Genomic DNA, 25,462 nt, shown 5'->3' with positions numbered 1-25,462 from the left:
CTCTGTTGCTATTGAACGGCGACTGGCTTGCCGCGCCTGTTTTAAATTCTGCGTCATCATATAGACTCAAACGACAAATAAAAAGCCCACATTGCTGTGGGCTTTTTCATTATTAGAAGCAAGTTGCAAATTTAGCCGAGATTTTTCCGTGCATTACGGAAAATTCGCATCCAGCCGCCATCTTCACCCCAGCCATCCGGGTGCCAGGAGTTGGCCACGGTGCGGAACACGCGCTCTGGGTGGGGCATCATGATGGTGACCCGTCCATCCTGACTGCTCAGGCCGGTAATACCGTTGGCCGAGCCGTTGGGGTTAAACGGATAACGCTCTGTTGCCTGACCGTGATGATCCACGAAGCGCAGCGCCACAGTGCCACTGGCTTCAATGGCATTGATATCCGCATTCAGGGTTTGTACCTGACCTTCACCATGAGAGACCGCGATAGGCAGGCGTGAACCGGCCATGCCGGACAGGAACAGGCTGGGCGACTCTTGAACTTCCACCAGGCTGAAGCGGGCTTCAAAGCGCTCCGAGCGGTTGCGGACAAAGTCCGGCCAGTGCGCCGCACCCGGGATCAAGTCGCGCAGCTGCGATAGCATCTGGCAACCGTTACAGACGCCCAGGGCAAAGCTGTCTTCACGGGCGAAGAAGGCTTCAAACTGCGCACGCAACGCCTCGTTAAACAGCACCGACTTGGCCCAGCCACCGCCGGCACCCAAGACGTCACCGTAAGAAAAGCCACCACAGGCGACCATACCGGCAAATTCATCCAACCGGTAACGGCCACTTTGCAAATCGCTCATGTGCACGTCTACCGCCGCAAATCCGGCGCGGTCGAAGGCGGCGGCCATTTCCACATGGGAGTTGACGCCCTGCTCGCGCAGGATGGCCATGCGCGGATGCACGCCTTTGGCAATAAAGGGCGCGGCTATGTCTTCTTTGGGATCGAAGCTGAGCGCAACCGATAATCCGGGATTGTCGGCTTCCAGCTTGGCCGCATATTCGGCCTCGGCACACTCGGGGTTGTCGCGCAGCGCCTGCATCTGGTAGCTGGTTTCAGACCAGAGACGGCGCAGCTCGGTGCGGGATTCCATATAGACTTCTTTGCCGGCAAAGAAGAAACGCAGCTGATCGTCCTGGTTTGGCTTGCCAATCACATGGCTGCACGCAGCCAGGCCATGTCCGGCCAGACAGGTCAGCACCGCTTCCTTATCTTCCTGTCGTACCTGCAGTACCGCGCCCAGCTCTTCGTTGAACAACACGGCCAGGTGGTCGGCACCCAGCAGGTCGAGTTCGATATCCAGACCGGTATTGCCGGCGAATGCCATTTCCGCCAGGGTGGCAAACAAACCGCCATCGCCCTTGTCGTGATAGGCCAGCAGTTTCTTATCGGCTACCAGCGTCTGCATGGCATAGAAGAAGTTTTTCAGCTGCGCCGGGCTATCCAGGTCGGCCGGTACATCACCCAGCTGGCGATAGACCTGAGCCAGAGCCGAGGCACCCAGGCGATTTTTACCGTTACCCAGGTCCACCAGGATCAGATTGGTGTCACCCTGATCACAACGCAACCAGGGGGTAACCGTATCCCGCACATCCTCTACGCGGGCAAAGGCGGTGATCACCAGTGACAGAGGCGCCGTCACCGACTTGTCTTCACCGTTTTCCTGCCAGCTGGTTTTCATCGACATGGAGTCTTTGCCCACCGGAATGGTCAGTTCCAGCTCGGGGCAGAGTTCTTCACCCACCGCCTTGACCGCTTCATACAAGCCGGCGTCTTCGCCCGGGTGGCCAGCAGCCGCCATCCAGTTGGCAGACAGTTTAATGTGCTTGAGCTCGCCAATATTGGTGGCGGCAATATTGGTAATGGCTTCGGCGACCGCCAGTCGTGCCGAGGCGGCATAGTCCAGCAGGGCAACCGGCGTGCGCTCACCCATCGACATGGCTTCACCGGCATAGGTGTCGAAGGCCGCGGCCGTCACGGCACAGTCGGCAACGGGCACCTGCCAGGGGCCGACCATTTGGTCCCGCGCCACCAGTCCGGTAACGCTTCTGTCACCTATGGTGATCAGGAAACCTTTATCGGCAACCGTGGGCAGCGTCATCACGCGCTCGGCGGCGTCTTTCAGATCGACACCCTCTAGATTCAGCGCCGGGCTCTGGTGTTGCGCGGTCGTCGCGTCACGCTGCATCTTGGGCGCTTTGCCCAGCAGTACTTCCAGCGGCATGTCTATCGGCTGGTTGTCGAAGTGGCTGTCGTTCAGGCTCAGGTGGGGTTCGGCGGTGGCTTCACCAATCACGGCAAAGGGCGCGCGTTCACGACGACAGATGGCTTCAAACTCGGCCAAGCGATCGTTGGCCACCGACATCACGTATCGCTCTTGCGACTCGTTACACCAGATTTGCAGCGGGCTCATGCCCGGCTCATCGTTGGGAATATCACGCAGCTCGAAGCGGCCGCCCCGGCCACCGTCGCTGACCAGCTCCGGCATGGCGTTGGACAAACCGCCCGCGCCGACATCGTGAATAAACTGGATGGGGTTGTTGTCGCCCATGGCCCAGCAACGGTCGATGACTTCCTGACAGCGGCGTTCCATTTCCGGGTTGTCACGCTGTACGGAGGCAAAGTCCAGATCTTCACAGGACTGGCCAGAGGTCATGCTGGAAGCGGCACCGCCCCCCAGACCTATGTTCATGGCAGGGCCACCCAATACAATCAGCTTGGCGCCGACGGTGATCTCGCCTTTTTGCACGTGCTCGCCACGAATATTGCCCAGGCCACCGGCCAGCATGATGGGCTTGTGATAGCCGCGCACTTCTTCGCCGTTGAAGCTGGAGACTTTCTCTTCAAAGGTACGGAAGTAACCCAGCAGCGCAGGACGCCCAAACTCGTTGTTGAAGGCAGCGCCCCCCAGCGGACCATCGATCATGATATCCAGGGCGCTGACGATGCGCTCGGGCTTGCCGAAGTCGTGCTCCCAGGGGCGCGGGTAGCCCGGGATTTTCAGGTTGGAGACACTGAAACCGACCAGGCCGGCTTTCGGCTTGGAACCCCGCCCGGTGGCGCCTTCATCGCGGATTTCGCCGCCGGAGCCGGTAGCAGCCCCCGCATAAGGGGAGATAGCGGTTGGGTGGTTGTGCGTTTCCACCTTCATCAGGATATGAATATCTTCTTGGTGATAGCGATATTCGCCGGACTCGGGGCTGGCAAAGAAGCGCCCCGCTGCCGAGCCACTCATGACGGCGGCGTTGTCTTTATAGGCAGATAACACATGCTCCGGCACCTGCTCATGGGTGTTTTTGATCATCTTGAACAGCGACTTGGGCTGCTCTACGCCGTCTATGGTCCAGTCGGCGTTAAAGATCTTGTGGCGACAATGCTCGGAGTTGGCCTGGGCGAACATGTACAGTTCGATATCGTTGGGGTTACGACCCAATCCGGTAAAGCCGTCATACAGATAATCGATTTCATCTTCTGCCAGTGCCAGTCCCAGGCGCTGATTCGCCTCGACGAGAGCGTCACGACCGCCGGCCAAAATATCCACCACAGCCACCGGAGCCGGCTCGGCCTCGGCAAACAAACAGCTGGCGTGTTCCAGTTCATTCAGCGTGATCTCGGTCATGCGGTCAAACAGCATGGCCTTGATGGCCTCAAGCTCGGCATCGGTAGGGGTACGCTCGAAGCTCAGGTAGTAGCTGATACCCCGCTCAATGCGTTTTACCTGACTCAGGCCGCAGTTGCGTGCAATATCGGTGGCTTTGGTCGACCAGGGTGATAGTGTGCCCGGACGGGGCGTAACCAATACCAGCAGGCTGTCTTGAGGTGGCGTAATGCCCTGGGCCGGGCTGTCGAGTAACCGGCTTAAGGTGTCTACTCCATCGGCCTCGAGGGTGGCGCTCAGGGAAACAAAATGTACGTATTCGGTTGCAATGGCAGTCAGTGGCAAGTTCTGTTGCTGAGCCTGGCGAACCAGGGCTTGAGTTCTGAAACCAGATAAGGCTGGTGAGCCTCTCAGTATTTCCATAATGGCAATTCTCAAAGCGTGAGTGAATGGGGGGTAGAGAAGTTGACGGTATTATAGGTTTCCCCCCCTGCTCTGTCGACGTTCATTTAAGTACACCCCGCTTGCTGAGCCGACAACACGACACCAGGCGTCTGTAGATGCATCTTTCCTGGCGTTCCCGACAAGCGAAGACATGCCATAAAAAGCCGACAATCGTGTCCCGGCTGACGATGCCTGCAACATCTGCTATAAAATGACGACTGCCTGAAATGAGGATCTGCCCTTGCACCTGATAATATTGCTGCTTAAACCTTTAATGCTATTGAGCCTGCTGGCCGTCAGCGGTTGCAGGCTTGACGCGGGTACCCCTCCCCAGCTCAAGCAGATAACAGATCGTGGCGTGCTGCGCGTGGGAACCTTGTATCACCCGCTGCATTATTTTTTGCGCGATGGCCAGGAAGAAGGTCTGGACTATGAACTGGCACAACAGTTTGCCGACTCGCTCTCGGTCACGCTGCACATGGTACCCGCTTACAGCCTGAACGAGCTGTTTGCACTGCTGGATAGTGGAAAAGTGGACATGCTCGCTGCCGGCATGATCAGCACGGAACAACGACGCCAGCAATACCGCTTTGGCCCGGGCTACTATCACATTGAGCAGACCCTGGTTTATCGCAAAGGCACAGCCCGCCCCAAGAGCCCGACCGAGATAAAGGGCAATGTATGGGTACTGGCCGGCTCCAGCCAGGCCGAGTGGTTATATCAGCTGCAGCAGGAGTTGCCCGAACTACAGTGGGAAACCCGCCGCGACACCGATGCAGAAGATCTGTTGCGCCAAGTCGCGGAAGGCAAGGCAGATTACACCCTGGTGGCCGATATTCTGCTGGCCAGAACACAGCGTTACTACCCTAACATTCAAGCCGCCTTTACCCTGGGGGAGCCGCAGCCGGTGGCCTGGATGCTGGCCAGAAACGATGACGATACGCTACTGGCCGGCATGCTGGACTTTTTTAACCAGCAACATGACAGCGGACAGCTGGCCCGCCTGCATGAAAAATACTTTGGCCATGTGCAAAGCTTTGACTATGTCGATACCCGCACTTTTTTACAACGCCTAGACAAGCTGCTGCCGCAATATCGCCCACTGTTCGAGCGCCATGCCGGCGAGCTGGACTGGCGGCTGCTGGCAGCAATCAGCTACCAGGAGTCGCACTGGGATCCACAGGCCAAATCCTATACCGGGGTGCGTGGCATGATGATGCTGACCGAAGACACGGCCGCCGAGGTAGGGGTAACCAATCGCCTGGATCCGGAGCAAAGTATTCGCGGTGGAGCTCAGTATCTGACCTCGATTCTGGGACGTCTGCCCGCCTCCATTCCCGATGACGAACGTATCTGGTTTGCACTGGCCGCCTATAACATAGGTCTGGGCCATGTACTGGATGTGCGCCGCCTCACCCGACTCCGTCAACAGGATCCCGACTCCTGGACTCAAGTTAAAGCCAACCTGCCACTGTTGCACCAGCCCCACTGGTACCGACAAACCCGTTACGGCTACGCCAGAGGCCGCGAAACCAAACAGTTCGTTAACAATATTCGCCAGTATTATCAGAGCTTGCAGTGGCAGGACAATACGCGCACGGATACCGGCCTGACCGCACAGCACGAGAGCCTGCATGCAGATTCTGATATTTAACAAAAATGTTACTTTACCCGAGCCGCACAAGCTGGTATTTAATTATTACTGCTGCTTTTTTCGCGGCGGGCAGATGAGGGTCTGTCGACCCGAATAGCCACCACAACAGTAACGAAGGAATCCTATGCTGAAACGAAGACGCCCTTTATTGAAACAGCGCAAAGCCGCCACCTGGTCCCCTCGCCGAAAGATTCTGATGCAGGACGTACGGCGCAAAATACTGCGCCGTAACAATGCCTATTTTCTGGCCGAGCAGGCCGCTCTTGAATCCGCGCGCTAACACCGCCCGGGAAGACTCAGCCTTGACGGGGTAATGCGCTACAGCGCAGCACGTCGCTCGGCAAAAAGTTGCCCTCAGAAAAACAGATTAACGTACCGTGATAACCCCGCACTTGGCACTGTGGCTCACCTTGTGCGACACACTGCCCATCATCAGCCCCGACAGGTTCCCCAAACCCCGGCACCCCATCACAATCACATCGGCACCCAGCTTCTCGGCTTCGTGAATAATGGCACGGGCCGGCTCGCCACGAACGACATGAGTCTGAACCCGGGTGACCCCCAGCTCTCCCGCTTCAAGTGCCGCACGCTTCACTATTTTATTGCCGGTTTTTTCCAGCTCTTCCGGGCTATCTTTCATGGCGATAGCCCCCATGCCCCAGATCAGGATAGCCGGATGCGACAGCACCTCTGGTGCATGTACTATATGCAACTGGGCCTCATCAGCCCGGGCCAGGCGACATGCCAGCATGAGCGCTTTTTCCGCTTGTTCAGAGCCATCAACCGCAACCAGTAACGACTTGTACATATGCTCCTCCACACCTTAAAACCGATAGCGAGAGCTACACTGCATTCCTCTTAATCTTAGACGATTAACAACGGAAAGCTGGAAGAAAGGCTCAAAGCTGAAATCTGTAGGGGCGAAATGATTTTTCACTCCTCACGCACCTAATAAAAACGCCGGCTGGGCCGGCGTTCTGGTTGATTACTTTTTCTTGTTGAAGCGCATCATGCGCTTGCGCTTGCGCATCTGGGTTTCGGTCAACTTGTTCTTGATGCCCTCGTACGGGTTCTCCCCTTCGTTGAACTCCACACGAATGGGCGTGCCCATGACCTGCAGCGAACGACGGAAATAGTTGATCAGGTATCGCTTGTACGACTCGGGCAAGTCTTTCACCTGATTACCATGCACTATGATGCGGGGCGGGTTATAACCGCCCGCATGGGCATATTTCAGCTTGACCCGTCGGCCGCGTACCAGAGGCGGCTGATGATCGTCCTGGGCCATCATCATGATGCGGGTCAGCATGGAGGTATTCACCCGCTTGGTCGCTGACTCGTAGGCTTCGGTAACCGAGCCAAACAGATTGCCAACACCACTGCCGTGCAAGGCGGAAATAAAGTGCAGACGGGCAAAGTCGATAAAGCCCAGGCGACGATCCAGCTCGCGCTTGATGTCTTCCTTAACATCCTCTTTCAGGCCGTCCCACTTGTTGACTGCCAGCACGATACTGCGACCCGCATTGAGTACAAAGCCCAACAGGCTCAGGTCCTGATCGGAAATCCCCTCCTGGGCATCCAGCACCAGCAGCACCACGTTGGCATCTTCGATGGCTTTGAGGGTCTTGATAACCGAAAACTTTTCCACGGTTTCATGTACCCGGCCACGGCGACGCACGCCGGCGGTATCAATCAGGATATAGTCCTGCTCATCCCGGCGCATGGGAATGTAAATGGAATCCCGGGTGGTGCCTGGCATGTCGTACACCACCACCCTGTCTTCACCCAGAATGCGGTTGGTCAGCGTGGATTTCCCCACGTTGGGCCGGCCGACTATCGCCAGCTTGATGGGCAGGTCCTTGAACTGCTGTGCGTCTTCTTCGTCAGCCTGATCCATGGCTTCCAGCATGTCCTGCAGCTGATCTTCATCCAGATGATCAAAATCGAACTCACCCGACTCAGGTGTCTCACCTAACTCGGCATCTTCGGCGGCAGCCAGTTTTTCCTGCTCGGCGGCCAGCTCTTCCAGTTGAGGGGCCAATGCGGTTTCCAGCAGGCTGAGTACGCCACGGCCATGGGTGGCGGCAATGGGGTAGACTTCTCCCAGACCCAGCTGATAAAACTCGCTGACGGCCGAATCGGCATCGATGCCATCGGTTTTGTTCACCACCAGCAAGGTTTGTTTCTGGCAACGACGCAGGTGAGCGGCAATCGCTTCATCGGCCGAGCTCAATCCGGCTCGACCATCGACCATAAACAGCACTACATCGGCTTCATCGATAGCAGCCAATGACTGTGCCGCCATTTTCAGTTCTATACCTTCTTCGGTGCCGTCGATACCGCCGGTATCGACCACGATAAATTCCAGCTCGCCAATTTTGGCCTGGCCATACTTACGATCTCGGGTCAAACCGGGAAAGTTTGCCACCAAAGCGTCTCGGGTTCGGGTCAAGCGGTTGAATAGAGTGGATTTGCCCACGTTGGGGCGGCCCACCAGAGCCACTACTGGCATCATAAAATCAGTCTCCAAAAAACAATAACGGCTCCTGATCGTGGATCAGGAGCCGGTGGTGTACTTATGCCGGGATCAGGGCTGGCCTATGGCCACCAGATCGCCGCTACGGCTTTGCACATAAAGCGTATCGCCAACCACCAAAGGCGCTATATACAACCCTTTGCTGTCGATGCGCTGCAGTGATTCAAGCACGCCACTCTGGCGGTCGAACCAATACAGATAACCTTGTGCATCACCTGCCACCAGATAATCACCGAACACCGCCGACGCGGTTAGCTGACGATTTTCCAGCTCGGTATTCGACCATACTTCCATACCACTGCGCGCATCCACCGCAAACAAATGGCTGCGGCTATCGCTGATATAGAGCAGGCGTCCGTCGGTACTCAGATCCTGAGAGCCCTGGTACTGGCGCTTCCACAATTCTTGCCCCGAAATCAACTGATGAGCAGTTAGCTGACCATTATAAGCGATAGTGAAGAGAATATCGCCCAAAATCACCGGTTTGGCGGCTACATCCACCATGCGCTCCAGCTCGGTCGCCCCACGAGGGCTGGCAATACGGGTATCTCGCACCGGCTGGCCATTTTGCAACAAGGCCACCCCAAGACGCCCGTCGGCCCGGCCATAGAGCACGGCGCCGCCCACGGTTACCGGAGTGGCCATGCTGCGCAGGGTCAGGCTGGGCTGTTCATTACGCAGCTGCCATTGCAGCTCGCCACTGGTCGAGTCCAGAGCCACCAGATTGCCGGCACTGGTGTGTACCACCACCTTGCCCTCGTCGACGGCAGGAGCGGCCAGCACTTCTCCGGGGACTTCCCGGGTCCACAGCAGCTCACCGTCAGACTGGGCAACCGCATACACCAGGCCGTTTTCGGAGCCAAAATACAGGTTGCCATAAGCCGCGGTCAAACCGCCGGAAATACGGGGGCTGCGCTGATTGTCATTGATAGCCAGTTTATCCAGACGCTGCAGCCACTGGCGCTTGCCGCTGTTGCGATCATAGGCAGCCAGTACCCCGTCCCGCGACGCGGCAAAAATACGCTCCCCTTCGACAACCGGTGTCAATTGAGAGTAAAAGTCGCCGACGCCCTTACCCACAGTGGCCGACCAGCGCGCTTTGGCATTCAGGGTATCATCGACATCGGGTAAGGGGCTCACCTGAACCAGGTCCGACGGACTGGAGCAGGCGCTCAAGCCCAGCGCCAGCACCAGGGGTAACAAGGACCATTGTTTGCGCATGCTCATGCTTCCTTACCCACTTCGGTGGTGATGGCCAGATTATCCAGCTTCAGTCGCAGGCTCGGATTATCGGTTAACCCTCCTGCATCCCGGGCGGCGCGATACGCGTCCCTCGCATCCCCCTGCTTGTCCTGGGCCATGTATAAATCACCCTGAACTTCACTGCGCTGAGCGGCAAAGGCATCGGCACTAATATTGTTCAGGTGAGTCTGGGCTTCGTCTGTCTTGTCCTGTGCCAGCAGCACCCGAGCCAGACGCAGGCGAATGGTATCGCTCAGGGTCACGTCTTTGCTGCCTTCGAGTGCCAGCTCCAGCTGCTGCTGCGCCAGCGGCAACTGGTTGGCTTTTACCGCTTCAGCCGCCAGCAGTAGTGCGGCCAGCTCACCATAATTATTACCCTTGTTCTGCTCGACAAAATCTGCGGCAGCAGCAAAGGCATCGGGGCCCTTGCTCACCAGATCGCTGCTAATGGCAGCAAAGTGCTCGGCACCGGCGGCGCGGGTTTCCAACTGATGATCCTGATAATAACGCCAGCCAAACAGACCACCCAGACCAATCACGGCCCCCAGCAATATCGACTTGCCATACTCGGCCCACCAGCGTTTGAGCGTTTCTATCTGCTGTTCTTCCGTGCTATTAAATTCCACTCAGACCACCTTTTTCAGCTGTTCAATCATGTCATTAATTGCCAGAGTCTGTTGCTCGCCCTGACCACGTAAATATTTAACCGTCACCTCACCCCGGGCGATCTCGTCTTCGCCCAGGATCAGCGCCATGCCGGCACCGCTCTTGTCGGCCCGCTTCAGCTGTTTCTTGAAATTACCGCCACCACAGTGACTCATGACGCTCAAGCCGGGTACCTGATCACGCAGCTGTTCGGCAAGCGCAAACCCCGCCACCTGGCTGGCTTCACCCATCATGGCAATATACACATCTGCCAGGGCCGGCTGAGCTGCTACCTTGTCGAGGGTTTCCAGCAGCAGTACCAGTCGCTCCATACCCATGGCAAAACCCACGGCAGGCGTGGCCTGGCCACCCAACTGTTCTACCAGACCATCGTAACGACCACCGCCACAGACGGTACCCTGGGCACCCAGGCTGTCGGTGACCCACTCGAAGACCGTCAGGTTGTAGTAGTCCAGGCCCCGTACCAGGCGCGGGTTGATTTCGAAGGCGATGCCCGCCGCCGTCAGCAAGTCAGTCAGGCCGGTAAAGTGCGCCCGGGTTTGCTCGCCAAAGTAATCACTCAGCACCGGAGCATCCTGCAGCAGGGCCTGTACCTGGGGATTTTTGCTGTCGAGTACCCGCAACGGATTGGTATACAAACGGCGCTGGCTGTCTTCATCCAGCTGGTCGTGATACTGCTCCAGATAAGTGATGAGTGCCTGACGGTACTCGGCGCGCTCTTCGGGCTGGCCCAGGCTGTTCAGCTGCAGGGTAAGATGTTCGCTCACTCCCAGCTGGCGCCATAACCGGGCGGTCAGCATGATCAGCTCGGCGTCGATGTCCGGGCCCTGCAGGCCAAACACCTCTACCCCAAACTGATGAAACTGGCGATAACGGCCTTTTTGCGGGCGCTCGTAGCGAAACATGGGGCCCATGTACCACATACGGCGTTCCTGATTGTACAGCAGGCCATGCTCGATGCCGGCACGCACACAACCGGCGGTGCCTTCGGGGCGCAGGGTCATGCTGTCGCCATTGCGATCATCAAAACTGTACATCTCTTTTTCGACCACATCGGTCACTTCGCCGATGGCGCGCCGAAACAGGCCGGTCGATTCCATGATCGGCATCCGCACCTCGGCATAGCCATAGCCCTGCATCAGGTTGCGTAATACCGCTTCGGCTTGTTGCCAGGCCGGAGTCTGTTCCGGCAGGCAGTCATTCATTCCACGAATTGCTTGAATCTGTTTGGCCACGAAAATATCTCTATGTTTAACGGCTTAAAATAATCAGTAAGGCTTACTGCCTAACACGAATGGCATCAAGACCCGGTATCAGTCTTTGTCCTGCACCGGAATGCGGGCCTTGGGGTCCATCATGGCCACCTTGGCGCGAATGCGGCTTTCCAGCGTGTCGACCAGAGTGAGGTTATCCAGCCTGCCCACGCGCTCGCCGTCATCGTACAGTGCACTCTTGCGCTGGGCGCCGGCCAGTCCCAGATCGGAGATCAGCGCTTCGCCGGGGCCATTGACCACACAGCCAATAATGGACACGTCCATGGGCACCACGATATCTTCAAGACGGCTTTCCAGCTCGTTGACCGTGCTGATCACATCGAACTCCTGACGCGAGCAGGAGGGACAGGCGATAAAGTTGATGCCGCGGGAGCGAATGCGCAACGATTTGAGAATATCGAAGCCCACTTTGATTTCTTCTACCGGATCGGCGGCCAGAGAAATACGCAGTGTGTCACCAATGCCCTCGGCCAACAGCATACCCAGACCAATGGCAGATTTAACCGCCCCGGCGCGAAAGCCACCGGCTTCGGTAATGCCCAGGTGCAGAGGCTGCTCAATCTGGCGAGCCAGCTCTCGATAGGCACCGACTGCCAGAAACACATCGGACGCCTTGACGCTGACCTTGAACTGGTCAAAGTTCAGCCGGTCGAGAATATCGACGTGTCGCAGCGCCGACTCCACCAGGGCGGCCGGCGTGGGTTCACCGTACTTTTCCTGCAGATCCTTTTCCAGCGAGCCGCCATTCACACCAATACGAATGGGAATGCCCTTATCGCGTGCGCAATCGACCACGGCACGCACCCGGTCTTCCCGGCCTATGTTGCCCGGGTTGATGCGCAGGCAGTCGGCACCGTATTCGGCCACCTGCAGGGCAATACGATAATCAAAATGAATGTCGGCGACCAGCGGCATGCGGGTACCGGCGCGAATCAGCTTGAAGGCTTCTGCCGCTTCCATGGTAGGAACCGAGACCCGCACTATGTCGGCCCCCGCTTTCTCTACCGCCCGGATCTGGGCCAGCGTCGCCTCGACATCGGTCGTCAGCGTATTGGTCATGGTCTGTACACTGATGGGGGCATCGCCTCCTACCAGCACGGAACCAACGCGGATTTGTTTGGATTGACGACGAACGATGGGAGAGTCATGTAAGGACATTATTTACTCTTGCTTTAATCAGGTTTTTGGAACTGTCAGTCGGGCGGCCCGACCGGCGCTAAAGGAGGACAAGTCCACCTTTTGGTTCATGTACTCGACGCTGGCGGCACCAGGCACGCCCAGGATCAGGCGAAACGGAGGTTCGCCTTCGAGGGAGAGCGTCTGCTGGGCCTTCTTCAAGCCCTCACTGAGCACCTGGCCACGACTGTCGGTCACTTTTATCCAGCAATCATCGGTAAAGCTCATGGTCAGTAAGCGGGGGTTGGCGACTGGCTCGGGAGCGGGCTCGGGCTGTGGCTCAGGCTCGGCTGCCAGAGCCGGCTCGACACTGTCGCTTTCAATTGGTGCTATATTGGCATCCTCATTGGCGATGGGAGCCGGCATGGGTTCCAACGGCGCCAACTCGCCGGATTCCTGGCTTAACGCCGGTGACGGCTCGGGCTGTGCCAGGGTATCTTCCAGCGGCGCGCCTTGTTCGCTGATCGGCGCCAGGTCGTGGCCCATTTGCTGGGCACCACCATCCTGCCACCACCAGTAAACCAGTGAGGCCACCAGACCCGTGAATACCAGCCAGCTGATGCGTTTCAGCCATTTGTCACTCGCTTGCTGGCGGGTCTTTTTCGAGAAGCTTTTCATGGGGATATCGGTGGGGGCTTGCGCAACGCTCATGGCATCGAATGCCGCGACCGCCTGAGCTTCGGGTACTCCCACCACCTTGGCATAGGCTTTCACGTAGCCTCGTAAAAAGGTGAGTGCAACCCCGGCCTTGTGATGATCGTTATCGATAGCCTCGATAACCGCTACGCGCAGGTTGAGCCTGCGGGCGACCTCGGCCTGAGTCCAGCCTTTGGCTTCACGGCTTTTACGCAACAGGGCACCAGGCCCAGACGTAACTAGGGGTTCAGCCTGTGGCTGTGAATCTGCTTCATTTATACTCATTTAATAACAATCGCCTAGCCTGTTCTGAATCTGGGAATAAGCGTATCGGGTTAACACCGGCCTGTTTAGCCTGGTCCTCATGACCTGATGTTGCTGCCGTACGCACTGTTAACCATAAACGTTGTGGCTGGGTGTGTGCCGCTGGTGATAACAGGCAGCATGCTCCAGCACATGCCCATTATCGTTAACATTGTCAGGTGACACCACTGCCTTCTAAACCCTGACAGCCAGTTCGCCAAAACGTTCCGGCACATCACGAAAATGTCGCCTTGGGCTAACCGGACGTCAGCTGCCATAAAGAGTATGGCACTCGCTCGACAATCTGGTTGCCTTATCATCACGCCCTCAACGCTGGGTGACAACAAACAAAGGCTCACATTTCTTTGTTTAACTCAATTGGCTCTTAAACCATGGTGACGGAGATATTTTGTTCCTGCATCATCCGTTTTTTCATGGTGCGCTTGGTGCGATCGATGACATCGCCCACCAGCTGGCCACAGGCGGCATCGATGTCGTCGCCTCGGGTTTTGCGAATAGTGACCGTATTACCGTATTGCATCAGTACCTTGTTAAAGCGATCGATACGGCTGTTGCTCGGCTTTCCATAATCGTTGCCCGGGAAGGGATTGAACGGGATCAGGTTGATCTTGCAAGGCAGGTCTTTCAATAATTCGGCCAGCTCGTGGGCATGCTGCATATCGTCGTTCACATGATCGAGCAATACATACTCTATGGTCACCTTGCCGTTATTGGCATTGGACTTGGAGATGTAGTTGCGCACGCTCTCGAGCAGGGTGGCGATGTTGTATTTGTCGTTGATCGGCATGATGCGGGAGCGCAGCTCGTCATTTGGCGCATGGAGCGAGACCGCCAGTGCCACGTCAATCATGTCGCCCATTTTATCCAGTGCCGGCACCACACCGGACGTAGACAGGGTCACGCGACGCTTCGACAGCCCGAAACCGAAGTCTTCCAGCATCAGGCGCATGGCCGGTACGACATTGTTCAGGTTAAGCAGCGGCTCCCCCATGCCCATCATCACCACATTGGTAATGGGTTTGCGGCCAGAGTCACGGACAAAGCCGACCCGACTGGCGGCTCGCCATACCTGGCCAATTATTTCCGACACCTTGAGGTTACGGTTAAAGCCCTGCTGCGCCGTGGAGCAGAATTTACAGTCCAGCGCACAGCCTACCTGAGAAGAGACACACAGGGTGGCACGGTCGCCGTCGGGAATATAAACGGTTTCTACTTCCTGGTCGCCCACCTGCATGGCCCATTTGATGGTGCCATCGTCCGATATTTTCTCGACGGTAATGTCGGGGGCGCGGATCTCCGCTTTTTGCTGCAACTTGGCACGCAACACCTTGTTGATGTTGGTCATCTGCTCAAAGTCGTCACAACCGAAGTGATAGATCCATTTCATCACCTGATCGGCACGGAACGGTTTTTCGCCCATCTCGTTAAAGAAGGCTCGCATGCCGTCACGATCCAGATCCAGCAGGTTTACTTTAGTTTCACTCATTTCGGTTGCCTCACGCTTACTGACCAGAGCCCACAAGGGCGCGAAATTGTACAGAATTTAGCGATCGCTTGCCAGCAATACTATGCAAGCCGCTGGCTATAAGTCGTCAGCACGGGGCATGTTTTTCCCTTCATGCTTTACGCCTTACGCCTTACGCCTTACGCCTTACGCCTTACGCCTTACGCCTTACGCCTTACGCCTTACGCCTTACGCCTTACGATTTTCTTCACACCCCACGCCCTGTTCACAGCCCCATCGCATATTTCATGACGCGTTTCTTCAGCGGTCCGCTGTGCTCGGCGGCTTTCAGGCCCAGGTTGCGTAATACCTTGAGCGGCAGATGGTTATTGCTGAAGGTGTGATAACAGAGATCCATGGCCGTCTGCATCAGCAGGTTGTCGGGCCGACGACTGCGCTGATAACGGGCCAGACGCTCGGGAGCGGCAAAGTCCAGTCTGGCCTCAAGCCCCTGGTGGATCAGCTCGCTTAAACGCGCCACATCCTTGAAGCCCAGGTTGACCCCCTGCCCCGCCAGCGGGTTAATGGTGTGGGCCGCATCGCCCAGCAGCACCACGGCCCCCTTTACATACTGGTTGGCGTGACGACGGCGCAGCGCGAAGCTGCCTTTGTTCAACACCGAAAGGTTGCTCATCCGCGGGGGAAAGTGTGCCTTGACCTGTTCGGCCAGAGCGGTATTGTCCAGCGCCGTCAGCGCTTTAATACGAGCCTTTTGGTCATACCAGACCAAAGAACCCTGCCGTGGTCCCATGGGCAAAAATGCCCGGGGGCCGCTGGCCGTAAAATGCTGCCAGGTGGTGTCCGACTCCAGATCGTCGGCTTCTATTCCGATCAACATGCAGTGCTGGTCGTAATCCCAGGCCGTGACACCAATGCCGGCCAACTGGCGCGTGAGTGACTCGCCACCGTCACAGGCCAGCACCAGCCTGGCCTGCAAACGCTGCCCCTCGGTCAGGGTCAGCTCGGCACCGGCATCGGTTTGCTGCAAGGCATTCAAGCCGTTGGGGCAGTCGAGCCGTACATTGGGCCACAGCGCCAACGCCTGCCACAAACCGGATTGAATAATGCGGTTTTCAATCATGTAGCCCAGATAGTCGCTTCCCAGCTCCCCGGCATCAAACCGGGTATGAAACCCCTGCCACTCACAGGCTTCCAGGCGTTGATAGGGCCAGGCCCGCATGGCCAGAATATGCGGCCAGGCCTCCGCTTGTTGCAACAGGCGCACCGAGGCGGCACTCAGCGCCGACACCCGCAGATCGGGGGCCTGTTCGGCGGCAAACGCCTCGGGCGCTCTGGCCTCTATCACTCGAATATTCAGGCCCGTTGGCGCCAGCAAGGCCGCAGCCAGGGCGCCGACCATACCGCCGCCTACAATAGCAATATCACAATGTTCCATGGCTAACCTCGCGATTTTTCGACCATTCTACCGCAAATGGTGCGCTATTTCGGCGAGAATCTGTTGTTGTTAACCCGGTCGGCAATCTGGATATTATCTGGTCACTGGCGCTTTAAGAGAGTAGAATCCAACACCTGATCCCATGTCCCCTTGCCGTGATTTAAAGAGTGCCATGAGCAAAAAACTTCATATTAAAACCTGGGGCTGTCAGATGAATGAATACGATTCATCCAAGATGGCCGATCTGCTGGACGCCACCCATGGCTACGAGCTGACCGAAGACCCCGAGCAAGCCGACGTGCTATTGCTCAATACCTGTTCCATTCGCGAGAAAGCACAAGAGAAAGTGTTTCACCAGCTTGGGCGCTGGCGGCCACTGAAAGTCGCCAACCCGAAACTGGTGATCGGCGTGGGCGGTTGCGTGGCGTCTCAAGAAGGCGATGCCATTCGTGCCCGTGCGCCCTTCGTCGATCTGGTATTTGGTCCGCAAACCCTGCACCGACTGCCAACCATGATCAAATCCGTGCTGGAAGGCAACGGCGCTCAGGTGGATGTGGCTTTTCCCGAAATTGAAAAGTTCGACAACTTGCCCGAACCCCGTGCCGAGGGAGCGACCGCCTTCGTGTCCATCATGGAAGGTTGCTCCAAGTACTGCTCTTTTTGTGTGGTGCCCTATACCCGTGGCGAAGAAGTCAGTCGCCCGCTGGACGATGTGCTGTATGAAATCGCCCAGCTGGCCGATCAGGGCGTACGAGAAGTGAACCTGCTGGGCCAGAACGTCAACGGCTATCGCGGTGCCACTCATGACGATGAAATCTGCAGCTTTGCCGAGCTGCTGCGCCTGGTCGCGTCCATCGATGGCATCGACCGCATTCGCTATACCACCAGCCACCCGATCGAGTTTACCGACGATATCATAGAGGTCTACAAGGACACGCCCGAGCTGGTCAGCTTCCTGCACCTGCCGGTACAAAGTGGCTCGGACCGCATATTAACGCTGATGAAGCGCCCGCACACCGCTCTGGAATACAAGTCCAAGATCCGCAAGCTGCGCGCGGCTCGCCCGGACATTACCATCAGCTCCGACTTCATCATCGGTTTCCCCGGCGAAGATGCCGACGACTTCGAACGCACCATGAAGCTGATAGAAGATGTGGGCTTTGACATGAGCTTCAGCTTTATTTTCAGCGCCCGCCCCGGAACGCCGGCCGCCGACCTGCCGGACGATGTACCGCTGGAAGAGAAAAAAGAACGTCTCTATCGCCTGCAAACCCAGATCAACAATCAGGCGCAGCTGATCAGCCGGCAGATGATGGGCACCACACAGCGTATTCTGGTAGAAGGTCCCTCGAAGATGAACCCGATGGAACTGCGTGGCCGTACCGAAAATAACCGGGTGGTGAATTTTGAAGGTCCGCATTCGCTGATTGGCGGCTTTGCCGACGTGGAAATCACCGAAGCCATGCCCAACAGCCTGCGTGGTAAATTCTTGCGCGGCGAAGAGGAAATGGGCCTGCGCGTACAAGTGTCGCCCAAGAGCATACTGGTCCGTCGACCCGATGGCGTCGCCGACGAAGTAGGTGTGGCCACCTTTACCCCTTGATTCACCGGTGAGGTACAAGGCGTAAAGTGTGAGGAGTAAAGCGTGCGTCGCTAAGGGTGAGCCCTGTCGCCTCGCCATTTACTCCTCACCTGTAATTAATAACCAACAATAGGAGTTATTTTGACACCTGCCGTCACTACTCTGGAACTTGAACTACAGCCCGCCGATGGTCAACGTCTGGCCAGCCTCTGTGGCCCGTTTGATGACAACATCAAACAGCTGGAGCGCCGCCTCGGAATAGAAATCAATTACCACAATCAGCATTTCAAACTGGTCGGCCCCACCAATCTGGTCAAGGTCGGTGCCGACTTGCTGCAGCATCTCTATGTGGAAACCCAGTCGGTGCGCGGCCAGGCTGTGCCTGATATCACCCCGGATGACATTCACCTGGCCATCAAGGGCAGCCGGGTGCTCGAACAGGACGCCCAGCCCCATGTGGGCTATCAGTACGGCAAGGAAGTGGTGATCAAGACCAAGCGGGGTCTGATCAAGCCCCGTACGCCCAACCAGGCTCATTATGTGGCCCACATCCTTAGCCACGACATCACCTTTGGCATAGGTCCGGCCGGTACCGGTAAGACCTATCTGGCGGTGGCGGCGGCGGTGGATGCCCTGGAACGCCAGGAAGTACGCCGAATTCTGCTGACGCGTCCGGCGGTAGAGGCCGGCGAAAAACTGGGCTTTTTGCCCGGCGATTTAAGCCAGAAGGTCGACCCCTACCTGCGCCCCCTGTACGACGCCCTGTTCGAGATGCTGGGTTTCGAGCGGGTTGAAAAGCTGATCGAGCGCAACGTGATTGAGGTGGCCCCCCTGGCCTATATGCGTGGCCGCACCCTGAACGATGCCTTTATCATTCTCGACGAAAGCCAGAACACCACGGTCGAGCAGATGAAGATGTTTCTGACCCGTATCGGCTTTAACTCCCGGGCGGTGATCACCGGCGACATTACCCAGATCGACTTACCGCGTAATGCCAAGTCGGGCTTGCGGCACGCCATTGAGGTTTTGAGCGGTGTTGAAGGGCTGTCCTTTGATTTCTTTCGTGCCGAAGATGTGGTGCGCCACCCGGTGGTGGCACGCATCGTCCGCGCCTATGAAGCCTTCGATACCCAGCAGAAGCAACTTCAAAACAGCAGCGAGAACCCATCATGACCTTGTGGCTGGATCTGCAAATTGCCTGTGATGACGCCCCCGGCCTGCCCGACCAGCAGCAGCTGGAAAGCTGGCTCGTCGCCACTCTGGGCAATGAACGGGATGAAACCGAACTGACCATACGCCTGGTTGACGAGGCCGAAAGCCGCGAACTTAACTATGATTATCGCGGCCAGGACAAACCGACCAATGTGCTGTCGTTTCCCTTCGAAGCTCCCCCGGGCATAGCGTTACCGCTACTGGGCGACCTGGTTATCTGTCGCCAGGTCGTAGAGCGCGAAGCAAACGAACAACATAAACCCCTGGAAGCCCACTGGGCCCACATGGTGGTACATGGCTGCTTGCATTTACTCGGCTTCGACCATATTAAGGATGATGAAGCCGAAATTATGGAAGCCAGAGAAATTGCCATCCTGGCAACACTCGGCATGGACAATCCCTATCTAGATGATGAAGGTTAAACAAGATCAATGAGCGACGATAATTCGAACTCAGAAAACGGTTCGTCCAGCAAGAAAAACTGGCTCGAGAAGCTGGGGCAGCTTTTTCAGGGCGAACCGAAGAACCGTGAAGAACTGGTGGAAGTGATCATGGATGCCAGTCAGCGCGAGCTGATCGATCAAGACACCAAAGACATGATTGAAGGAGTGCTCGATGTCAGCGAATTGCGAGTACGGGACATCATGATCCCTCGCTCGCAAATGGTCACGGTCGAAAAGTCCCAACCGGTTTCTTATTTTCTGCCCATGATCATAGAGTCGACCCACTCGCGTTTTCCGGTCGTGAACGAAGACAAGGATCACATAGAGGGCATACTGCTGGCCAAGGATTTGCTGCAGTACGGCTTCGCCCTCACCGATGAAGACTTCTCTATCGACAAGGTATTGCGCCCCGCCGTGGTGGTACCCGAAAGCAAGCGTGTCGACAAGCTGCTCAAAGAGTTTCGTCAGCAACGTTACCACATGGCCATAGTGGTCGATGAATTTGGTGGTGTTTCGGGCCTGGTGACCATAGAGGATATTCTGGAGCTGATCGTTGGCGACATTGAAGATGAATACGATGCCGAAGAAAGTGCCGAAATCCGTCAGATTACGTCGCGGGTATATGCGGTGGCCGCACTCACCGATATCGAAGACTTTAACGAGTTCTTTCAAACCGACTTCAGCGATGAAGAAGCCGATACCGTGGGCGGCCTGGTGATGCATGCCTTTGGCCACTTGCCCGCCAAGGGCGAGCAGCTTGAAATCAACGGCTTTATTTTCAAGGTGGCCCACGCCGATCGTCGACGTTTGCTGCAGTTACAGGTTAAGCTACCGAACAATCAGGAAACCTCCACTTCGGAAACCATATAAACGTGCGCCATTATCTACCTAGCCTTGGGGCCCTGCTGAGCGGGGCTCTTGGCGTTTTAGCCTTCAGTCCGTTCGATTACTGGCCATTGGCGATTCTGTCTCTGTTCGGCCTGTATGCCGTGACCCAGAAGCTGACTCCCGGACAGGCAGCCAGACGCGGCTTTATCTGGGCGATGGGACTCTATCTGCCCGGCTTGTGGTGGATCCACAACAGCATGACTCTGTTTGGCGGCCTGCCCTTGCTGGCCGCCTTTTTACTGGTCGCGCTGCTGGCCGCCTACCTCAGCCTGTATACCGCGGCGGCGGTCGGGCTGGCACAACGACTGGCTCCCACCCCTCGCTGGCGGGCCTTGCTGGTGCTGCCTGCTCTGCTGATACTGGCCGACTGGCTGCGCGGCTGGGTTCTCACCGGCTTTCCCTGGTTATGGTTCGGGTACAGCCAGCTGGAAGGTCCGCTGGCCGGCCTGGCCCCCATTCTCGGGGTGCAGGGCATCAGCTGGTTGCTGACGTTTTCGGCAGGTGCCCTCTGGCTGGTGGTACGGCGCCGCCCCGGCTGGTCCTGGTGGCCGGGGTTTGCCGCCATCATATTATGGGCGGCGGCGTTCGGCAGCGGCTTTATACACTGGGTGACGCCCACCCAGACCAGCCGCTTTGCCTTGATTCAGGGCAATATCGAACAGTCGCTGAAGTGGGTTCCGGGCCAGCTTGAATTAAGCCTGGAGCGCTACCTGGGCCTGACCCTGCCCCAGCGCCAGGTCGATGTGGTGATCTGGCCCGAGTCTGCCCTGCCCGCCTCCGAGCAACAGCTGGCGCCCTGGCTGCAGCAAGTCGACCTGCTGATGCGCGAGCGCAACCAGAGTCTGATCACCGGGCTGGTGTCGCAGCCCAGTTCGGGGGATGTCTATAACTCCGTGATCACCCTGGGCCGTAATGCCATTCCTTACGAGCTGGAACACAGCAATCGCTATTACAAGCAACAACTGGTGCCGGTGGGCGAGTTTGTTCCCTTTGGCGACTTGTTGCGACCACTGGCGCCCTTCTTCGACCTGCCAATGTCCTCTTTCTCCCGTGGCGAGGCCGGCCAGCCGGATCTGAACGCCGCTGGCCGCAACCTGAGCGTGGCTATCTGCTATGAAGTGGCATTTCCCAGTCTGGTGCGCAGCAACATGAAGCCCGACACCGACTATTTGCTGACCTTGTCGAACGATACCTGGTTCGGTCAGTCGATCGGCCCCTGGCAACATCAGCAGATTGCGCGCATGCGCGCCCTCGAACTGGGGCGGCCGCTGATCCGGGCCACCAATAACGGCGTGACCCTGGTGACCGATGAAAAAGGCCGCATCGTCGACAGTCTGCCGCAGTTTGAACCCGGCGTACTCAGTACCGAGGTCACCGGCATGACCGGCCTGACCCCCTATGCGCGCTTTGGCAGCACGCCTTTGGCCGTCTGGCTGGTGTTCAGCGTTCTGGTGGGTGTCATTCTGGGCCAACGGCAACATCGCGGGCGCCAGCAACAGCTGGCAGCAAAAGAAAACCTGCGGATGAAGGCAAGAAGTTAACGCCGTACGTTAAACGTTATACGCTGTACGAAAAAACACCGAGTCTTATCGATTCGGTGTTTTTGCTCTAACGTACGGCGTATAGCGTACGGCTATTACTCAAACCGCCAAAGGTCGGCGGATGAAGTTGCGGTGGTTGCACTCCAGGCAGGTGGTTAATACCTCCGGGTGGGTGACCTCGTGGGAGTGGGCGCACAGGGTGCAGTCGTAGCGGCCGGGGCCGACGACTTCACCGGCCTGATACTCGCCGTGGTGGGTTAATTCCGTGGCCAGCTCGTGCCACTCCAGCTGGCTTTTATCGGTAATGTCAGCCAGCCAGCCCCAGATAGTCGCCTTAATGCGCCGATAAAACAGGCTGTCCCGAAATTCATCGCCGCTGTCTTCCAGCTCCACCAGATCCCGTTTTACATATTCTGCAATCAGCGCCAGCTCGTCTTTGGTCAGGTCACTGGCCGCTTCCATATAGGCTTGCGTGGTTTCAACCAGCTCTTTAATGCTGGTGTCTTCGCTTTCTTTCCAGCGTTTGTGCAGCTCGTCAACGAAAGCGTCGTAGCCTTTTTTCTTTTTGTGATCGTGGTTATCCATGCTCGATCTCCCCTATGATAGTGAGCACCAAAGGGGTAGCTATTGTTGCCTTTCGCCCCCTAGGGTATTCTATTGCGATTTATCGCCGTGGTTTATCACCCATTTCACAGATCCGGATGTCACTAATGCAAGAGCAATACATTCCCCAAGATATAGAGCCCAAGGTGCAACGCTTGTGGGCAGAACAGCAGACCTTCAAGGCCACCGAACAGCCGGGTAAAGACAAGTTCTATTGCCTATCCATGTTTCCTTACCCTTCGGGCCGACTGCACATGGGGCATGTACGTAACTACACCATAGGTGACGTTATCTCTCGCTATCAACGGCTGCAAGGTAAAAATGTGTTGCAACCCATAGGTTGGGACGCCTTTGGCCTGCCTGCCGAGAACGCCGCCATCAATAACAAGACGGCGCCGGCGCCCTGGACCTACGAAAACATCGACTACATGAAAAACCAGCTCAAGCGCCTGGGTTTTGGTTACGACTGGGACCGGGAGTTTGCCACCTGTACCCCCGAGTATTACCGCTGGGAGCAATGGTTTTTTACCAAGTTGTACGAAAAGGGGCTGGTATACAAGAAGACCTCATCGGTTAACTGGTGCCCCAACGACGAAACCGTACTGGCCAACGAGCAGGTGAACGAAGGCTGCTGCTGGCGTTGTGATACCCCGGTTGAACGTAAAGAGATTCCCCAGTGGTTTATCAAGATCACCGACTACGCCGACGAGCTGCTGCGCGATCTGGATAACCTGGACGAATGGCCCGAGCAGGTTAAAGCCATGCAGCGTAACTGGATTGGCCGCAGCGAAGGCGTGACCCTGAGCTTTGCCGTTGCCGAGCAGGACCAGTTGTTCGACGTCTATACCACCCGCCCCGACACCCTGTTTGGGGTGACCTATGTGGGGATTGCCGCCGGTCACCCATTGGCCGCCAAAGCCGCTGCCGATAATCCGGCACTGGCCGCCTTTATCGACGAGTGCAAGCACAACAATAAAGTGGCCGAGGCCGACATGGCCACCATGGACAAGAAAGGCATGGCCACCGGCTTTTACGCCGTGCACCCGCTGACCGGCAAACAGGTTCCCATCTGGGTTGCCAACTTCGTGTTGATGGATTACGGCTCCGGCGCCGTAATGGCGGTACCGGCCCACGATCAGCGTGACTACGAATTTGCCAGCCAGTACGGCCTGGAGATCACCCCCGTGATCAAGCCCGCCGACGGCAGCGAACTGGATATCAGCAGCGAGGCCTATACCGAGCCAGGCATACTGTTCAACTCCGGCGAGTTCGACGGCATGAACTTCGAGCAGGCGTTTAATGCCATTGCCGACAAGCTGATCGAGAACAAGCTCGGCGAGCGCACCGTTAACTATCGCCTGCGTGACTGGGGTGTGAGCCGCCAGCGTTACTGGGGCGCGCCCATTCCCATGCTCAACCTGGAAGACGGCTCAGTAGTCGGCGTACCCGAAGCAGACTTGCCGGTAGTACTGCCGGAAGACGTGGTGATGGACGGCATTCAAAGCCCGATCAAGGCCGATCCCGAGTGGGCCAAAACCACCTACAACGGCCAGCCGGCGCTGCGTGAAACCGACACCTTCGACACCTTCATGGAGTCGTCCTGGTACTACGCCCGCTACTGCAGCCCGGATTACGATCAGGGCATGCTGGATCCGGAAAAAGCCAACTACTGGCTGCCCGTCGACCAGTATATTGGTGGCATAGAGCACGCCTGTATGCATCTGCTGTATGCGCGTTTCTTCCACAAGCTGCTGCGCGACACCGGTCTGGTCGAGTCCGACGAGCCCTTCAAGCGCCTGTTGTGTCAGGGCATGGTCCTGGCCGACGCCTTCTACCACACCGACGAGAAAGGTGCCCGCACCTGGGTCAGCCCGCTGGATGTCACCCTGGAGCGCGACGAGAAAGGCCGCGTGAAAAGTGCCCAGGACAAAGACGGCCATGAGCTGGTGCACACCGGCATGACCAAGATGTCGAAGTCCAAGAACAACGGCATCGATCCTCAGGTGATGATCGACAAGTACGGTGCCGATACGGTCCGTCTGTTCATGATGTTTGCCTCTCCGGCGGACATGACGCTGGAATGGTCCGACTCCGGTGTAGAAGGCGCACAACGCTTTATTAAACGCTTGTGGCGTCTGGTGTTTGAGCATCAGTCTCACGGCCCGGCTGCCGCCTTGGATGTGAGCGGCTTGAACAACGCGCAAAAGGCGCTGCGCCGTGACGTGCACAAAACCATCAACAAGGTGAGTGATGACATAGGCCGTCGTCAAACCTTCAACACCGCCATTGCCGCCGTGATGGAGCTGATGAACAAGCTGACCAAGGCCGACATGGCGGATGCGCAAAACCGTGCCCTGCTGCAAGAAGCCCTGGAAGCCATCACAGTGATGCTGCACCCCATCATACCGCATACCTGTGTTGAACTCTGGCAGGCGCTGGGTCATAGCGATATCGACCATGCCCCCTGGCCTGTGGTCGACGCCCAGGCCCTGGTGGAAGACGAAAAGCTGGTGGTAGTACAGGTGAACGGCAAGGTCAGAGGTAAAATAACCGTGCCCGCCGATGCCAGCAAGGATGAAGTGGACGCCACCGCGCAAGCGGACGAAAACGTGGCGCGTCACCTCGATGGCAAAACCGTACGCAAGGTTATTTATGTGCCCGGCAAGCTGCTGAACATAGTCGCTAACTAAGAAACGTGAGGGGTGAGGAGTCAGGCGTGAGGGATTACACCTCACTCCTCAC

The 25,462-nt window shown here is 57.2% G+C and carries 19 protein-coding genes; 8 read left to right on the top strand and 11 right to left on the bottom strand.

Annotated elements, in window-relative coordinates; all coding sequences use genetic code 11:
- Positions 1-131: 131 nt before the first annotated feature.
- On the bottom strand, positions 132-4,022 hold the full coding sequence (gene purL / locus ACN0VL_RS11380; RefSeq protein WP_417617449.1) for a phosphoribosylformylglycinamidine synthase: 3,891 nt from the start codon (positions 4,020-4,022) through the stop codon (positions 132-134).
- Positions 4,023-4,284: 262 nt separating this feature from the next.
- Between purL and mltF the strand changes: the two genes are divergently transcribed.
- Both mltF and ACN0VL_RS11370 read left to right on the top strand, forming a co-directional pair.
- The gene (gene mltF, locus ACN0VL_RS11375) at positions 4,285-5,697 is read left to right on the top strand and encodes a membrane-bound lytic murein transglycosylase MltF (RefSeq protein WP_417617447.1); all 1,413 of its coding nucleotides are present in this window, start codon (positions 4,285-4,287) and stop codon (positions 5,695-5,697) included.
- Positions 5,698-5,821: 124 nt separating this feature from the next.
- Positions 5,822-5,977, top strand: a complete 156-nt coding sequence (locus ACN0VL_RS11370) for a hypothetical protein (RefSeq protein WP_417617445.1) — start codon at positions 5,822-5,824, stop codon at positions 5,975-5,977.
- Between the two features lie 87 nt (positions 5,978-6,064).
- On the opposite strand, the gene ACN0VL_RS11365 is transcribed toward ACN0VL_RS11370, so the two are convergent.
- The 9 genes from ACN0VL_RS11365 to ACN0VL_RS11325 form a co-directional block, all read right to left on the bottom strand.
- Complete coding sequence (locus tag ACN0VL_RS11365) at positions 6,065-6,505, bottom strand: universal stress protein (RefSeq protein WP_417617443.1); 441 nt, start codon at positions 6,503-6,505, stop codon at positions 6,065-6,067.
- Between the two features lie 177 nt (positions 6,506-6,682).
- Positions 6,683-8,212, bottom strand: a complete 1,530-nt coding sequence (der, locus tag ACN0VL_RS11360; protein ID WP_417617441.1) for a ribosome biogenesis GTPase Der — start codon at positions 8,210-8,212, stop codon at positions 6,683-6,685.
- A gap of 72 nt (positions 8,213-8,284) precedes the next feature.
- Positions 8,285-9,454, bottom strand: coding sequence for an outer membrane protein assembly factor BamB (gene bamB, locus ACN0VL_RS11355; RefSeq protein ID WP_417617439.1), 1,170 nt, complete (start codon positions 9,452-9,454; stop codon positions 8,285-8,287).
- Between the two features lie 2 nt (positions 9,455-9,456).
- Complete coding sequence (locus ACN0VL_RS11350; RefSeq protein WP_417617437.1) at positions 9,457-10,101, bottom strand: YfgM family protein; 645 nt, start codon at positions 10,099-10,101, stop codon at positions 9,457-9,459.
- A complete protein-coding gene (gene hisS, locus ACN0VL_RS11345; protein ID WP_417617436.1) occupies positions 10,102-11,376 on the bottom strand; it encodes a histidine--tRNA ligase in 1,275 nt (424 codons plus the stop codon).
- Positions 11,377-11,454: 78 nt separating this feature from the next.
- Positions 11,455-12,573 (bottom strand): flavodoxin-dependent (E)-4-hydroxy-3-methylbut-2-enyl-diphosphate synthase, encoded by a 1,119-nt coding sequence (ispG, locus tag ACN0VL_RS11340; RefSeq protein ID WP_417617434.1) that lies wholly within the window; start codon positions 12,571-12,573, stop codon positions 11,455-11,457.
- 18 nt (positions 12,574-12,591) lie between these two features.
- Complete coding sequence (locus ACN0VL_RS11335) at positions 12,592-13,512, bottom strand: RodZ domain-containing protein (protein ID WP_417617432.1); 921 nt, start codon at positions 13,510-13,512, stop codon at positions 12,592-12,594.
- A gap of 403 nt (positions 13,513-13,915) precedes the next feature.
- Positions 13,916-15,037, bottom strand: coding sequence for a bifunctional tRNA (adenosine(37)-C2)-methyltransferase TrmG/ribosomal RNA large subunit methyltransferase RlmN (locus tag ACN0VL_RS11330; protein ID WP_417617430.1), 1,122 nt, complete (start codon positions 15,035-15,037; stop codon positions 13,916-13,918).
- Between the two features lie 244 nt (positions 15,038-15,281).
- Positions 15,282-16,451 carry an FAD-dependent monooxygenase gene (locus tag ACN0VL_RS11325; RefSeq protein ID WP_417617428.1) on the bottom strand — a complete coding sequence of 390 codons (1,170 nt, stop codon included), beginning with the start codon at positions 16,449-16,451 and terminating at the stop codon, positions 15,282-15,284.
- A gap of 172 nt (positions 16,452-16,623) precedes the next feature.
- On the opposite strand from ACN0VL_RS11325, the gene miaB reads away from it, so the two are divergent.
- The 5 genes from miaB (at position 16,624) to lnt (ending at position 22,117) form a co-directional block, all read left to right on the top strand.
- On the top strand, positions 16,624-18,054 hold the full coding sequence (gene miaB, locus ACN0VL_RS11320) for a tRNA (N6-isopentenyl adenosine(37)-C2)-methylthiotransferase MiaB (protein ID WP_417617426.1): 1,431 nt from the start codon (positions 16,624-16,626) through the stop codon (positions 18,052-18,054).
- A gap of 120 nt (positions 18,055-18,174) precedes the next feature.
- Entirely contained in the window at positions 18,175-19,206 is a 1,032-nt protein-coding gene (locus tag ACN0VL_RS11315; RefSeq protein WP_417617424.1) for a PhoH family protein, read from the top strand.
- Complete coding sequence (gene ybeY, locus ACN0VL_RS11310) at positions 19,203-19,667, top strand: rRNA maturation RNase YbeY (protein WP_417617422.1); 465 nt, start codon at positions 19,203-19,205, stop codon at positions 19,665-19,667. Before ACN0VL_RS11315 ends, ybeY begins: the two co-directional genes overlap by 4 nt.
- 9 nt (positions 19,668-19,676) lie before the next feature.
- Complete coding sequence (gene corC, locus ACN0VL_RS11305; RefSeq protein ID WP_417617420.1) at positions 19,677-20,558, top strand: CNNM family magnesium/cobalt transport protein CorC; 882 nt, start codon at positions 19,677-19,679, stop codon at positions 20,556-20,558.
- A 2-nt stretch (positions 20,559-20,560) separates the two neighbouring features.
- Positions 20,561-22,117, top strand: coding sequence for an apolipoprotein N-acyltransferase (lnt, locus tag ACN0VL_RS11300; protein ID WP_417617417.1), 1,557 nt, complete (start codon positions 20,561-20,563; stop codon positions 22,115-22,117).
- Positions 22,118-22,216: 99 nt separating this feature from the next.
- Here the strand turns inward: lnt and ACN0VL_RS11295 are convergent, their stop codons facing one another.
- Complete coding sequence (locus ACN0VL_RS11295) at positions 22,217-22,702, bottom strand: zinc ribbon-containing protein (protein ID WP_417617415.1); 486 nt, start codon at positions 22,700-22,702, stop codon at positions 22,217-22,219.
- A 125-nt stretch (positions 22,703-22,827) separates the two neighbouring features.
- Here ACN0VL_RS11295 and leuS point away from each other — a divergent pair, with 125 nt between their 5' ends.
- Entirely contained in the window at positions 22,828-25,410 is a 2,583-nt protein-coding gene (gene leuS, locus ACN0VL_RS11290; RefSeq protein WP_417617413.1) for a leucine--tRNA ligase, read from the top strand.
- Positions 25,411-25,462: the final 52 nt, after the last annotated feature.

The sequence above is a fragment of the Oceanisphaera sp. genome, assembly GCF_048268965.1.
Classification (GTDB): domain Bacteria; phylum Pseudomonadota; class Gammaproteobacteria; order Enterobacterales; family Aeromonadaceae; genus Oceanimonas.
Note: the sequence above shows the minus strand (reverse complement) of the source record. Positions and strands in the feature narration are given on the sequence as shown.